Origin of the sequence: Micromonospora sp. NPDC050276 (genome assembly GCF_044459545.1) — a bacterium.
Classification (GTDB): Bacteria; Actinomycetota; Actinomycetes; order Mycobacteriales; family Micromonosporaceae; genus Micromonospora.
Window position 1 is genome coordinate 13,895 of the sequence record NZ_JBITJA010000029.1, and the last position, 13,255, is coordinate 27,149.

Annotated in this window: 13 protein-coding genes; 10 read left to right on the top strand and 3 right to left on the bottom strand. The window is 68.7% G+C overall.

Annotated features, from left to right (window positions below; translation table 11 throughout):
* Positions 1-3: 3 nt before the first annotated feature.
* Positions 4-465, bottom strand: a complete 462-nt coding sequence (locus ACIBF8_RS31380) for an XRE family transcriptional regulator (protein WP_396787534.1) — start codon at positions 463-465, stop codon at positions 4-6.
* A 206-nt stretch (positions 466-671) separates the two neighbouring features.
* On the opposite strand from ACIBF8_RS31380, the gene ACIBF8_RS31385 reads away from it, so the two are divergent.
* From ACIBF8_RS31385 to ACIBF8_RS31425, 9 genes are all read left to right on the top strand, one after another.
* A complete protein-coding gene (locus tag ACIBF8_RS31385; protein ID WP_355621940.1) occupies positions 672-971 on the top strand; it encodes a hypothetical protein in 300 nt (99 codons plus the stop codon).
* A 203-nt stretch (positions 972-1,174) separates the two neighbouring features.
* Complete coding sequence (locus tag ACIBF8_RS31390) at positions 1,175-1,702, top strand: hypothetical protein (protein ID WP_396787535.1); 528 nt, start codon at positions 1,175-1,177, stop codon at positions 1,700-1,702.
* On the top strand, positions 1,699-3,267 hold the full coding sequence (locus ACIBF8_RS31395; RefSeq protein WP_396787536.1) for a hypothetical protein: 1,569 nt from the start codon (positions 1,699-1,701) through the stop codon (positions 3,265-3,267). Before ACIBF8_RS31390 ends, ACIBF8_RS31395 begins: the two co-directional genes overlap by 4 nt.
* On the top strand, positions 3,264-4,799 hold the full coding sequence (locus ACIBF8_RS31400; protein ID WP_396787537.1) for an SCO6880 family protein: 1,536 nt from the start codon (positions 3,264-3,266) through the stop codon (positions 4,797-4,799). The genes ACIBF8_RS31395 and ACIBF8_RS31400 overlap by 4 nt, the downstream gene beginning before the upstream one ends.
* Before the next feature lie 5 nt (positions 4,800-4,804).
* A complete protein-coding gene (locus ACIBF8_RS31405) occupies positions 4,805-6,301 on the top strand; it encodes a VirB4 family type IV secretion system protein (protein ID WP_396787538.1) in 1,497 nt (498 codons plus the stop codon).
* The gene (locus ACIBF8_RS31410; RefSeq protein ID WP_396787539.1) at positions 6,302-8,083 is read left to right on the top strand and encodes a type IV secretory system conjugative DNA transfer family protein; all 1,782 of its coding nucleotides are present in this window, start codon (positions 6,302-6,304) and stop codon (positions 8,081-8,083) included.
* The gene (locus tag ACIBF8_RS31415) at positions 8,080-8,775 is read left to right on the top strand and encodes a hypothetical protein (protein ID WP_396787540.1); all 696 of its coding nucleotides are present in this window, start codon (positions 8,080-8,082) and stop codon (positions 8,773-8,775) included. The genes ACIBF8_RS31410 and ACIBF8_RS31415 overlap by 4 nt, the downstream gene beginning before the upstream one ends.
* A gap of 9 nt (positions 8,776-8,784) precedes the next feature.
* A complete protein-coding gene (locus tag ACIBF8_RS31420; protein WP_396787541.1) occupies positions 8,785-9,762 on the top strand; it encodes a DnaB-like helicase N-terminal domain-containing protein in 978 nt (325 codons plus the stop codon).
* Positions 9,763-9,776: 14 nt separating this feature from the next.
* A complete protein-coding gene (locus ACIBF8_RS31425; protein WP_396787542.1) occupies positions 9,777-10,037 on the top strand; it encodes a hypothetical protein in 261 nt (86 codons plus the stop codon).
* 464 nt (positions 10,038-10,501) lie between these two features.
* Here the strand turns inward: ACIBF8_RS31425 and ACIBF8_RS31430 are convergent, their stop codons facing one another.
* The gene (locus ACIBF8_RS31430; RefSeq protein ID WP_396787543.1) at positions 10,502-11,041 is read right to left on the bottom strand and encodes a hypothetical protein; all 540 of its coding nucleotides are present in this window, start codon (positions 11,039-11,041) and stop codon (positions 10,502-10,504) included.
* A gap of 241 nt (positions 11,042-11,282) precedes the next feature.
* On the opposite strand from ACIBF8_RS31430, the gene ACIBF8_RS31435 reads away from it, so the two are divergent.
* Positions 11,283-12,074, top strand: coding sequence for an HAD family hydrolase (locus tag ACIBF8_RS31435; protein WP_396787544.1), 792 nt, complete (start codon positions 11,283-11,285; stop codon positions 12,072-12,074).
* Here ACIBF8_RS31435 and ACIBF8_RS31440 read toward each other — a convergent pair.
* Positions 12,071-13,072 carry an XRE family transcriptional regulator gene (locus ACIBF8_RS31440; RefSeq protein WP_396787545.1) on the bottom strand — a complete coding sequence of 334 codons (1,002 nt, stop codon included), beginning with the start codon at positions 13,070-13,072 and terminating at the stop codon, positions 12,071-12,073. The two genes, ACIBF8_RS31435 and ACIBF8_RS31440, sit on opposite strands and share 4 nt — an antisense overlap.
* Between the last annotated feature and the right edge of the window lie 183 nt (positions 13,073-13,255).

Below are 13,255 nucleotides of genomic sequence, written 5' to 3' on the forward strand. Positions count from 1 at the left end.
ATTTCACACTTGGTTGGGTGGGGGCGTCCCATCGCTGTCGACCTCCGGCAGACCCTCAGTGCGGCGGGCGTACCGTAGCTGCGCCTTGATCGGTTCGAGAGCTTCCGCCGATAGCCCGGCGGCGAGCCGGGCGAGTTCCCGCACCCCGTCGTCGCGCAGCTCGGTGACGATCTCCAGCTGCGCGTCAACACGTTCCGCGACGATGTCATCGCTGAAGTAGGTCACCGGGACGCCGAACAGCTGGGCAACCCAGGCGAGCTTGTCCAGGCTGGGAGTCTTTCGCTGACCGGTCCGGATCTGCTGGAGGTAGACCGGAGAGATCGCCGCCGCGCCGCCGGCCAGTTCGGCGATCTTCGCCGCCGCTTCCCGGTAGCTGTAGGGGCGGCCGAGCGTCGCGGGGTAGACCGTGCGGAACAGGTGATCCAGGCGCGCGGCGACGCGGTGGGTCCTGTCGTCGGTCGTCATCCCGGCAGCGGCCTTCCTGTCAGCGCGTCGGTCAAGCCTGCAATGACAGCAATCGCGGACGCAAGTTGCCACATGACCTATGTCACCCAGTCGGGTCTACCCCTGCGGACGGCGGGCTGCTTAAAGTCTGACCCTGCTGTACGCGATTGCTAACACCGCTGGTCAGGTCGCGGCGGCGTGTCCCTCCGCTCTGCAAGGAGTTCGTCATGCACACCCTTCCCTCCGCCCTGTCCGTGCTCGCCGACGTGCCCAATCCGGCGCCGGCTGACCCGACGGGAGGCAGCAACGGCATCTCGCTGCTGCTGTCCTACGTCAAGTGGGGTGCGCTGATCGGCTGCGCCATCGCCGCCCTCGCCTCGGGCGGCCTGATGGCCGTCGGGAAGCTCTCCAACCGGCCCGGCACCGCTGAGATGGGCAAGAGCGCCTTCATCTGGTCGCTCGGAGGGGTGATCGTCACCGCCATGGCGATCCCCCTGGTCAACACCGTCTTCGGCGCAGCGAACTGAGCCGAGTCGTGAACGACTTCATCGACCCGGGACCGCACCGCGCCCGGTGGGTTGTCATCGCCTGCGGGGCACTCGCGACCCTGGTTGCGGCCATCGGGCTGATCGTTTGGGTACTGAATCCACGCTCCGACGCCAGGACCGCGACGCCGGGCGCGCTGCCGCCCGCAACTATCGGCTCCTCATCGTCAGCTCCGGCCGGACCAGTGCGTCTGAGCAGTGGCAGCCAGACGGTGCAGGGCATCGCGGTGGGCCACCCGCACACACCAGCGGGTGCGGTGGCGGCCGGCACGGAATACCTCACGCAGGTGCTGTCGAACCTCGACCCGGCTCGCGCCCGGACGATCGCCACCGTGATCGCCGACCCCTCGTTCGCCGACGCCAGCGACTACCTTGCCGAGGGGGCGGTGAACCTGCGGCGCACCCTCGGCGTGGCCACGATCGGGCCCGTGCCGCTGGGCGCGTCGCTCACCTTCGGACCGGCCGCCTACCAGCTTCGCGACGCCACACCGGACACGATGACCGTGCTGGTCCTCGGCTACCTGTCCACCACCGCGCCCGGCCGGCAGGTCGCCTCCACCATCGGCGTGTACCCGATCCGGCTGCACTGGGCCGCCACCGACTGGAAGGTCCTCCCGCCGGACCCGGCGAACGCCACCGACTACACCAGCCTTGCGACCCAGCCCGGCAGCGCCGAGGCCGCCGCCCAAGGTTGGCAGGAAATCATCCCGTGAACGCCGCTGCCTGCGACCCGCTCAACGGCCAGATCAGCGGCTGCACCCCCGGCGGCATCATCGACGGCGCCGCGGCCAACGCCTGGGAATCAGTCTGCCGCTCGTTCGCCGACGCCGCGACATCGCTGCTGAATACCTTCGCCGATGCGTTCGTCGCGTTCCCCAACCTCGACCTGATGAGCATCGACCAGCCGCTGGCGATCTCGCGGTGGCTGGCGATGGGCATCGCTGCCCTACTGCTGCTCCTCCAGGTCGTCCGGACTGTCGCCACCCGCGACGGCTCCCCGCTCGCGCAGGGCTTGGTCGGTGCGGGTAAGGCGGTGCTGGCGTTCCTCGTCACGATGGTCGTCGCCAACGCCGCCCTGATCGCCGCCGACGAAGTCGCTCGCGGCATCATCAACCGATCCCTGGGCGGCAACGACGGTCTCAAGGCCAAACTCACCGTCCTGTTCCAGATGGGCTCGGTCACCGGCTCCTCGGGGTCGCTGATGCTCATCCTCGCGCTGGTCGGCATCGCGCTCACGCTGGTGCTGTGGTTTGAGCTGCTGCTGCGCAACGCCGCGATCGCCGTACTGCTGGCCACCTCGCCCATCGCCGCCGTCGGCAACATGTCGGAGACGACGAAGAGTTGGTGGTCGAAGCTCTGCGCCGCCACCATCCAGCTGATCATCCTCAAGCCGATGATCGCGCTGGTCTTCGCGATCGGCTTCGGCGTTCTCGGAGACCCGACCGACCCCACCCGGGCCAAGGACGTGACCACCCTGCTGACCGGCATGCTGGTGCTGCTCATGGCCGTCGTCGCGTGGCCGGTCATCGCCCGCTTCTTCACCTTCGCCACCGTGCAGGCCGCCGCCGGTGGGGGGCTCGCCGGGATGCTGGGCTTCGCCGCCGGTAGGGCGAACGCCGGCGGCCCGCCGAGCGGGGTGAACCCGGCTCAGTTCAGCCAGGCCAGCGAGGCTCGTACCCTCGCCTCGGCTGCCGGCAAGAGCGGCGCCGCTGGTGGCACGGCCGCCGGCAGCGCTGGTATGGCGGGCGGCGGAGCGGCGGCGTTCGGGGCGGTCGCCGCGCCGATCGCGGTCGCCGCCGCCGGCGTCGACCTGGCCCAGCGGGCGGTCAACTCTTTGGCCGGGCGGATGGAACAAACCGCCGGGCACGCCGGCGTACACGGTGCGAACCCGCACGCCCGCCCGGCCGGCTACTCCCGGTACGCCGGCAGCTGGACTGGCGCCCTCACCGGCACCGCTGGCCGCTCCGCCGCACCAACTGGCACCACCGGAAGCTCTACCGCACCGGCTGAAGCGAAACCTCGGATCCCGGCCGCCTCCGGTGACATGACCGGACCCGCTCCGGCATCTGCGCCGAGTCGAGCGGCCGAAGCCGTGCCGCCGCCGCTCCACACGCCTCCACCGGCCCCCGAGACCAACCCGACGCCAAGACCCTCGGCCAGCGCCGCGAGTTCGGCCGCGCCTCCGACCCAACCAAGGGGGACGGGCGTACCCGATCCAGCGCCGCCAGCCCCGCACGACTCTCCATCCGCTAACCCAACCGAGGAGGCCGACCGGTGAGCACCCCCACCGCCGAGCACCGCACCCGCAGCTACTTCGGATGGCAGCACGAGAAGGTCGCATTCCTGTTCGGGATGACCCTGCAGCGAGTCACGATGCTCGCCGGCGCCGTCCTGGCGGGGATCTGGCCGCTCGCCGCCGCCCGCCCCGCCGCCGGGGCACTACTCTGGCCGCTCGCCATCGTGTTGGCGACGTTGGCGTTCCTGCGCGTCGGAGGCCGCACCACCGACGAATGGGTGCTGGCGTTCACCTCCTATCACTGGGGCCGCTCCCGCACCCGCCACCGCTTCCTCTCCGCCGCGTTCGCTCCTGCCCCGGCCGACGCGACGGCCGCGAAACCTATGGACCTGCCCGGAGTCCTGGCGCCGCTGACGATTCTGGAGGCGCAGGGACCTTCGGGGCAGCCGCTCGCGGTGGCGTACCACCGTCTGGACCGCACCTACACGGCGGTCGCGCGAGTCCGGTACTCCGGAATCAGCCTGGTCGACTCCGCCCGCCGGGACCAGCGCGTCGCCGGCTGGGGCGCGCTGCTGGCCGGGCTGTGCACCGAGGGGAACCCGATCGTGCGGGTGCAGGCGCTGCAGCGCATCGTCCCGGAGTCAGGAGCGGCGCTGCGCCGCTGGCACGTCGACCACGTCGCCGCCACCGCCCCGGCCGAGGCGGTCGCGGTCACCAGCGATCTGCTCACCGCCGCCGCCCTGTCCAGCAGCGGCCGGGAGGCGTACCTGGCGTTCACGATGGACCACCGCCGGGCGGCCGGGGCGATCAAGAGCGCAGGTGGGGGCAGCGTCGCCGCCGCGGACATCCTCACCCGGCACCTGCGGGCCCTGTCCGCGTCGATCGCCGGCGCGGACCTGCAGGTCGAGTCCTGGCTGGGCCCCCGCGACCTCGCCGAGGTCATCCGCACCGCCTACGACCCACACGCCGGCCGGCACCTCGCCGAACGCCGCGCCAACGCCACCACCCCGGGCGCCGACGGACTGCCCGCCGGCGTCGACCCGGCCGTCGCCGGCCCCGCCGCAGCGCTCAGCTCCCCGGGCAGCTACGCCCACGACGGCGCCCACTCCGTCACGTACTGGATCCACGACTGGCCCCGCAACCAGGTCTACTCCACGGTCCTTGCCCCGCTGCTCGGCGACGGCGTGCACCGGCGGGCGTACTCGATGCACATCGAACCCCTCGGGCCGCGCGAGGCGTCCCGCAAGGTGATGGGGGAGCGGACCCGCCGCTCCGTCGCCGTGGGGATGCGCCACCGCACCCAGCAGATCGTGCCCGAGCACGAGCGGCAGGCCCTGGCACGCGCCGAGGCCCAGGACGCCGAACTCGCCGCCGGCCACGGCCTGGTCCGCTTCACCGGCTACGTCACCGTGACCGTCACCGACCCGGCCCAGACCGAGGACGCCTGCGCGGCACTGGAGGCCGACGCCGCCGCAGCCCGCATCGAGCTGCGACGCATGTGGTACGCCCACGACACCGGCTTCGTGATGGGCGCCCTCCCACTCGGCTTCGGCCTGCCCCGGAAGCGGTGGTGAGCCCGATGCTGCGCCGTACTCGACGCAACAACCTGCCGGTCGCCGACCTGAGCGACCTCCTCGGCGACCTCCCGACCCCGACCACGCCCGCCGATGCCCCCTCGAAGCCGGGGCGGACCCGACCGGAACCGACGCCGCCGCGGCGCGGATGGCCGCGGCCGTTCGCCGGGCAGGCCGCCCGCGCCCCGCAGATCCCCGTCTTCCGGGCCTCCACCGGCCAGATGCAGGGCCTCTACCCGTGGCTGTACGGGCAGACGATGCCCCCGGCCGGCACCTACATTGGTATCGACACCCAGTCCGGAGGCAGCTTCTCCTGCCACCCCATCGAGTGGCTGCGCCTGCAACTGATCACCAACCCGAACTTCCTCATCACCGGCGTACCCGGCTCCGGGAAGTCCGCCACCATCAAACTGCTCTGCTACCGGCTGATGGCCTACGGCGTACGCGCCTTCGTCCTCGGTGACATCAAGAACGAGTACGCCACCCTCGCCCGCCACCTCGGCGTCGAACCCCTCGAACTCGGGCCAGGCCTCGGCAACCGACTCAACCCCCTCGACAGCGGACCCCTCGGCCGCAACCTCCCCGGCGACACGGAGAAGCTCCGCGAACGGCTGGACGAGATCCACCGCAGACGCATCACCCTGCTCTCCTCGCTACTGGTGATGCGACTTGGTCGGGCACTGTCCCCGACCGAGGAGGCGGCCCTGTCCCTGGCCATCAAGCACGCCTCCGGCGAGGCCACCGGCGACAGCCACCTCACCGACCCGACCATCCCCGCCGTCTGGGCGCTGCTACGCGACCCACTGCCGGACATGGCCTCCGAACTGCGGGTCCGCGGCGACGACACCGGGGAACTACGGGAGATGATCCGCCCCACCGCCGACGCCCTCGGCAACATGGTCCAAGGGTCGTTGAGCGGCCTGTTCGACGGGCCGACGACCATCCGCCTGGACTTCGACGCCCCCATCCAAACTGTCGACCTGTCCCGCATCGACGGCCGCGGCGACGAGACCGTCGCCATGACCCTGGCCTGCGTCTCCTCTTGGGGACAGGCCGCCATCGACGAACCCGGCGGGCCCGTCCGCATGGTCATCCGCGACGAACTCTGGCGGGCCATGCGCGTCCCCGCCATGATCCGCAAGGTCGACTCCGACCTGCGGCTGTCCCGCGCTCAAGGAACGATCCAGGTGCTCAGCACCCACCGGCTCGCTGACTTCGAAGCCGTCGGCCCGGCTGGCAGCGAAGAGGTCACCATCGCCAGCAACCTCATCGCCTCCTGCGACGTGCGGGTATGCCTGCGCCAGGACACCGCGCCGCTGGCCATGACCAAGGACCAGATCGGGCTCACCGACACCGAGTGCGCCCACATCGCCTCCTGGTCCGGCGAGCACGTCGGCCGGGCGCTGTGGAAGATCGGCCGGCAGCCCAGCCAGATCGTGCAGACCATCCTCACCCCGCAGGAACGGCAGCTGTTCTACACCAACGAACGAATGGCGGTGTAGATGAGCGGCAACACCACGCGGCTCGGCGGGAGTCTCACCAGCGGCTCTGACTGGGTGGTGGGTGCCATCGTCGCGGTGGCCGCTGGCACCATGCTCGGCATCTGGCTGACCGGCCAGGTCGCCGGGCTGCTGGCACTGCACTGGCCGGGGACCTCCCCAGCCGACGCGTACGGCATCGCTCTCGCCCTGCCCCGGCACCTCAGCGACCCTCGACTGGCCTGGCCACCACCCGCCCAGGGCCAGCTGCCGGGCCCGATCCGCTTCTACACCGCCGCGGTGCTCGTCAGCGGCGCCCTCTCAACAGCAGGAGTGCTGCTGTGGCAGCGGTGGGGCAACGGACGCCAAGCCCGGGGGATGGCATCGCGGCAGCAGCTGCGCCGCACCCTCTCCGCCGAGGCCGTTCTGCGGGCGGCTCCACGCCTGCGGCCCGGACTGGATCACAAACCGATGCTGACGGATGTCGCGGTGCCGTTGGGCGACGCCGGATCGATGCGCCTGCACGCAGGGCTCGAATCCTCCGTGCTCCTGGTCGCGCCACCACGGCAGGGCAAGACCAGCCAGGTCATCATCCCGTGGCTGCGCGGTTTCCCCGGCGCCGCAGTCGTGACCTCCGTACGTCCCGACGTCTTGGAGAACACCGCCACCCTTCGGGCGGGAACGGCGTGGGTGATGGAGCTGACCGGCGACCTCACCTGGCCGCACCGCATCGCCTGGAGCCCCATCGCCGGCTGCGGCCGGTACGACGTCGCTCGCAAGCGGGCCGGCGTGATGATCCAGGTCGGAAAGCAGGAGAGCACCGACGCCACCAACGCCGGCTTCTTCGGCATGACCGCCACCAACCTGATGGCCGCCTGGCTGCACACCGCCGCCCTCACCGGCCGGACCATGACCGACATCCTGGCCTGGTCGACCGACGACACCAACGACCAGCCCGTGAAGCTCCTGCGTGACGCCCATGGCGCCCGCGACGGAGTCCTGAAAATGCTCGACGGTTTCTACCGCCAACCGCACACCACCCGGTCCAACCTGTGGGCCACCGTCCAGACCGGCACCAGTTGCCTCTTCGGCGAAGCCGCCCACCACGTCTTCGCCGGGACGGTCAACGAGTCCTTCGACATCGAGGCGTTCCTGCGCTCCGGCACCGACACGGTGTATTTGCTCGTCGACGAACAACAGGCCGAAGCCCTCGCTCCACTTGTCACCGCCTTCGTCGACGAGATCACCACCACCGCGAAACGCCTCGCGCTGCGCGCCCCAACCGGCCGGCTGGACCCGCCCCTGGGCCTGATCCTCGACGAGGTCACCAACGTCGTCCCGCTGCCGGACCTACCGCAGCTGATGTCCTACGCCGCCGGCAGCGGCATCTTCGTCACCGCCGTCCTGCAGAACCTCGCCGCCGCCGAACAACGCTGGCGGGCCGTGGGCCGCCGAATGCTCTGGGCCAACTCCACCATCAAGATCGCCCTCGGCGGCCTCGCCGGCGACGACCTCGACGACTTCTCCCAACTCGCCGGCACCTACCGCGAAACCCTCCTCGTCCCGCAACGAAACGACCGTGGCGTCACCGTCCAGACCACCGTCACCGACCGCAAGACCATGTCCCCCGAAGCGATCCGCACCCTCAACGAGCAGCGCCGGGAGGCGCTGGTCATCCATGCCACCACCCCGGCCGTCCTCACCCGTATGGCGCGGCACTACGAGAGCCGACACGCCAAGGAGTACGCGGACGCGGTTCGCCATGCCCGCACCCTGATGGGCCACACCCCGGAGACCCCGCGATGACCATCGATCCACCGGCCGCTGCGGCATCAGACGCACCCGTACGGCCGATCCGCGAGTGGCACGCCCTGACAGCCGAAGAGCAGAGCGCCGAGTGGACGGCACTTGTCGGTTGGGTCACCTGGATCCACGACCTCTACGAACTCTCCCGAGAAGAGCGACTGCCGCTGTGTTGGCCACAGCATCCCGGGCTCGTCGAAGAACTGCGCAGCCTCAAGTTCTGGCGCGACGTCCTCTACACCAGCCGCGACAGCGGCGGCGCCCATTCCCCCCGCTCCTGGCACGGAGAACTGCGCCAAACCCTCGCTGCCGCAGGCAACTTCTGGGCCCCGACCTGCCGGGCGGGTCACACCAGCGCCACCCTCCTGAGCGAGGCGCACCCGGACCTCGCCCAACGCTGGCAGACCCACGGGCCGCCGCTGATGGCCTCCAGCCCCGCCCTCGGCCCGGCCCGCAGCCTTCCCAACATGCTCGCCGACGCGGAGATGGCCACGGCCCTTGACCAGGGCGAGGCCCGGCCACACAGCCGCAGCATGCCCTACTACGCCCACCTCGCCGGCGCGTGGTGGACCCGCAGCAGCGACGGCGCGACGTGGCTTCGGTGTACCGACCCCGACCACCACGCCCACCTCGATGACACCAGCGCCCGAATGCGCGCCGCCGACACCGTCCGCGACCAGCTCACGAAGCAGTAAGGACCCGCCATGAGTGACCTGATCATGCGAGCGGAGCAGGGCGTTCTCGGTGCCCTCCTCGCCGATCCGAACCAACCCCTCATCACCGACAACCTCATCAGCGACGACTTCAGCCACCCCGCCCACCGGGCCATCTACAACGCCATCCTGGACACCCCCGCCACCGGCGAGGATCCCGCACGGATTGTTGCCGCTGTCGTCGCGATCGTCGACCGTCCCGACGTCGACACCAACCTGCTCAACGCCCTCGCCGCCGCCGCCCCGGATGACCAGCGTGTTCGGGCCTACAGCCAGATCGTCATCCAAGCAGCCTTCGACCGCGACACCATCGACTTCGCCGAGCCCTACCTCACCGCCGCGACGCAGGCCACCGATCCGGTCGCCCGGGACGCCCTCGTCCGACTCGGCCAAGCCCTCACCGCCCAAGCGGAGACCTTCGCCCCCGCCAGCACGATCGATCCGGACCAAGCCCTGTCCCTGCCGACCGTCGTGGCCTTGGCCGCCGCCGACCTGCACCCCGAAGACGCGATCATCGCCGACCTTCTACAGCACCCCGAACAAGCCCGCGACGTCGCCGCCTGGCTGACCTCCGACGTCTTCACGACCGACGAACGGCGCCTCACCTACGAACTCGCGGTCTCGATCGCCTATGACCACGACCCCATCGACGCCGTCATCCTCGCCTGGAACGTCGAACGCGCACGGGAGATCCAATCACTCTGGGCACCACACCAGCGGCTTCCAGAGACCCTGAACCACTACACCCACCTCGCCCGACTGGAGGTCACCGCCGTCGCAGTCGGGACCGCCGTCACCATCGGCCACGACCTGGTCTCCGAACACGTCACGGTCACGCTCACCCGCAGCGCCAGCGCAGCCGAGGCCGCCGCTACCGCCCGCTCCGCGGAAGTCGAAGGCCCAGTTGCCGGGCTGGAACCGCCACGCGAATCCAGCCCAACCCTCGACGCCCCTCGTATCGAGCTGTGAAGGGAGTGCCAGCCATGAACACGAACCCCGAACCCGCGACCACCATCAGCGCCGGCGCCCCGCGGACCATGAGCCACGACGAGATGCGTCATCACGAAGAGCAACAGCGGGCCAGCCGCCTCTCCCCGCGAGACCGACACCACATGTTCGTCCACCACGACGGTGTCTGGTGGATCGGCGACCCCGACGGCTACGTCGAGATCACCAGCGAGGAGCAGAACCTCAAGCTCGATCGGTGGCACGAGCGGCTCAACAACGGCGCGCTCTGGGCCTGAGAACTTGGACGGGACCCGCCGAGGCTCGGCTGCGGCAGGAGCGGCACTTGGACGTTTCGGTATCCAATGCCCAATGCCGAATGCCCAATGCCCAATGCTCCGCGTTGACCCCTCGCAGCGCCGCCGCCTCGACGAGATCGCCACAAACCTCGAAGAGCGCGTTGAGGAGGCAAAAGTGAACGGCTGGCTCGGCGAAGTTCAAGGCCTCCAGATCAGTCTCGAAGCCATTCGATCGAAGCTGGCCAGCCTCGACCGCAATCCTTTCCCGCCCCAGCTGGTGAATCTCGGGATGCCCCTCATCCAAGACAGCCTCGGCCATGACCCACGCTCTCGCCCATTCGTTAGGGCGGCCAGACCTCGGCTGCAGACGGTTCGGAAAAAGCCTACGCGCGTCTCCTGCCGGACGCTCAACTGCCGAGATCGGTGCGCCGAAAATCAAAGAAGGTAAGGCTCTGTCCAGTCGCTCAAAATTTTGCTACGGATGGGGGGAGCGAGGGACCTAGGTCAACTGATATTGCGCGTGCTGCATGCTTTCGGCGCTGGCCCAAGATGAGGGGATTGCTCCGTGTCGTCTTGTCGACGTCATAATAGACCGTTGCCCGTATGCGCTTTCCGTCCATCTGCTCAGGGAATGTGAAGCCCATAGAAACAGGAAGGTAGTAAATCTTTATGCGCCGATTCGGCTCTACAGTCAGAGGAAATTCAAGCTTGTAGGGGCCGCATATGCCGCAAATCGTACCGTCGATCTCGACATGCTCGATGAATAGGGCCCCTCTGCCCGTGTTCATTACGGTAACCATTAGTACCGGAAGGCCGAAGGAACGGTCGTCTTTGGCGCGTTGTCCGTGCGGCCACGGAACGCGAAAGAACCTGTCTCCCGTGGTCAGAACGCCGTAGTGAAGAGTTGTCTTCGGGCGCCCCACGGATCCCTTCCATTGGTACCGGCTCCAGGCTAACGCTATTGCGCTTAGAATAAGCGATGCTGCACTGATGTAGACACTCATCACTCCAATGTAGTCTGCGAGTGCAATCCAACAGTCAGCCATGATGCACTAAATGGCAGCCTCGGTGACGCACCGTTGATCCAGATCACGCGCACGTATCGCTCCTCAGGCCTCCGGCGGATTCACTAGTAATTGATCTAGTGAGGGGGTGGTTCGTCCAGCCGAGGGCGGCCAGTTCGCCGCCGGCCAGGAGATCGTGAGCAGACCGTGCGTCTTTGTCAGCACCGCTACGTTCCTTCCGATGAACCCGATGATGCTGTCGAGTTGCCTGCCCCGGCGTGCGTGCGACGATGGCTCCATGAACCACGGCAGCGCCGGCTTGGTTATCTGGGACGTTGACGGAACGCTCATCCCCGCAGACTTGCGCTGGCTGACGCGAGCGATCTCTCGCGCCTACGGCATGGCCGAGTCGGAGGTTGTCTTCCCTGACAAGAAGGTGCACGGCTATACGGACGAGTCGATTGCCATCGACACGGCGATCACCTCGGGCGTCGACGCGTTGGCTGCGGAGGCCGGCATACCCGCCTTCCGCGAGGCCATCGCCGCGGTAATGCAAGAGGGCCGGCGGGAGCTGGCTGAGGTGCAGCCACCGTATCCAGGTGCTGCGGCGAGCATCGCGGAGCTGCACGGCCGTGGTTTCCACCAGACCGTGCTGACCGGCAACCTGCGCTCGGCCGCCGAGGTGAAGCTGCAGGTGTCGGGCTTGGACGACTTTCTCGATCTCCGCATCGGCGGGTTCGGGTCGGACGCTCGAGACCGCTTCCAACTCCCGGCGGTCGTAGCTGGACGCTACCTCGCGACCTACGGCCAACAGCTCGATCCTGATCGAGTAATCGTCATCGGGGATGCGCCCAACGACATCGCCTGCGCACGTCACGCAGGCTTCCATGTCGCTGTTGTCGCTCACCGGATTGGACATCAAGAGTTGGCCTCCCACCACCCTGACGTGGTACTCGACAGTCTTGACCCAACGGCGGTAGTGGCGGCGGTTAACTCGCTGTGGGCTTCGGGCGGGTCGCCGGCTACCTCTTAGGCAGCCATTTGCTCCTCAAGTTCGCGTACAACCGGCTCAGCGCGCCAACGGGCCAGCCGCTCTCGGGCTCGTTGAGCTCGGGCGATGCCCCGCTGGTTGCCGCCGGCCTTCAGCTGACCGAAGGTGTCGCCGAGCAGAGTGCAGGATTGCTCCAGGTCGCCAGTCTCGGCGTAGGCGCTCGCGAGGTCGACCGCCGCGGCGAGGGCGACGTTGATGTTCGCGGAGTCGTGTTCGAGCGCTTGTACTGCACCTTCGAGCACCCCCACAGCCTGCTCGGGCTGGCCGAGGAGAAGATGGCATGTGCCCGCGTAGACGTGGAGACGGGCGTTGCTCCAGTCGCTGTAGAGGCCGACACAGTCAATCGGTGACAAGTCGTTGACCGCTGCCTCTGCTCGCCCTAGGGCAGCGGTAGCCTCGCGCGGAAGTCGTAGGGCGGCATAGGCCTGGGCCTGCTCGGCGGCTATGCGAGCTCGCGCGGCGGGGCTGAGATCTGCGGAGGCGCGATCGGCCTCGTCGAGCAGCCGCAGGCCGATCATGACGTCACCATCGGCTTCGATCAGCGTGGCGGCTTGAAGGTTACCCTCAAAGATTCGTGCGGTGGCGCTGATCCTGCGGTCACCGAGCCTGTCGCCCAACTGGCGGGCGTAGGCGCAGTGAGCGATTGCGAGAGCACGATTGCCTTGCGCACTCCACAGCCTGCTGGCGACGACCGAAGCTTCGGCGAGCATGGCCCCAATATCAGCACGGATGGGTGCACGGCCGGCTTTGCGGTAGAGCGTCGACAGGCATTCACGGTGCGCCTCGATCAGGCCCAGCAGCGCGTCGGGTGACACGGCTTGGCGTTGTTGCGCCAGCATGCTGGTCAGCGTGGAGAAAGTGTGCCACTCGCCTGCCAGGTAGTCGCCGCCGACCCTGCCGGCTAGCGCCTCAAGAGCGGTGGAGGACGACGGCTCTGGAGCAACCTCAAGCGGCTGAGGTGCCGGCATGCTGCTCGGCACGTGTCGGGCGCTGGCGTGGCGGATTCGATCGTATTCTCGGGCCAGACTGCCGCCGGTCCGCAAGAGCTCATCGCATTGGGACCAAAAGTTGTCGGCTCCGCCTGAAAACTGACCATGTGGTTCCGGCTGAATCGGGACCACCTCCTGAAGCATCGGGAGGTGCTGAGCGTGGAGGACTGGGCG

Coding starts and splice junctions, on each gene's coding strand:
- ACIBF8_RS31430 (WP_396787543.1), bottom strand. CDS start 11,041: ATGAGTGTCTACATCAGTGCAGCATCGCTTATTCTAAGCGCAATAGCG.
- ACIBF8_RS31380 (WP_396787534.1), bottom strand. CDS start 465: ATGACGACCGACGACAGGACCCACCGCGTCGCCGCGCGCCTGGATCAC.
- ACIBF8_RS31410 (WP_396787539.1), top strand. CDS start 6,302: ATGAGCGGCAACACCACGCGGCTCGGCGGGAGTCTCACCAGCGGCTCT.
- ACIBF8_RS31415 (WP_396787540.1), top strand. CDS start 8,080: ATGACCATCGATCCACCGGCCGCTGCGGCATCAGACGCACCCGTACGG.
- ACIBF8_RS31425 (WP_396787542.1), top strand. CDS start 9,777: ATGAACACGAACCCCGAACCCGCGACCACCATCAGCGCCGGCGCCCCG.
- ACIBF8_RS31385 (WP_355621940.1), top strand. CDS start 672: ATGCACACCCTTCCCTCCGCCCTGTCCGTGCTCGCCGACGTGCCCAAT.
- ACIBF8_RS31420 (WP_396787541.1), top strand. CDS start 8,785: ATGAGTGACCTGATCATGCGAGCGGAGCAGGGCGTTCTCGGTGCCCTC.
- ACIBF8_RS31435 (WP_396787544.1), top strand. CDS start 11,283: ATGAACCCGATGATGCTGTCGAGTTGCCTGCCCCGGCGTGCGTGCGAC.
- ACIBF8_RS31405 (WP_396787538.1), top strand. CDS start 4,805: ATGCTGCGCCGTACTCGACGCAACAACCTGCCGGTCGCCGACCTGAGC.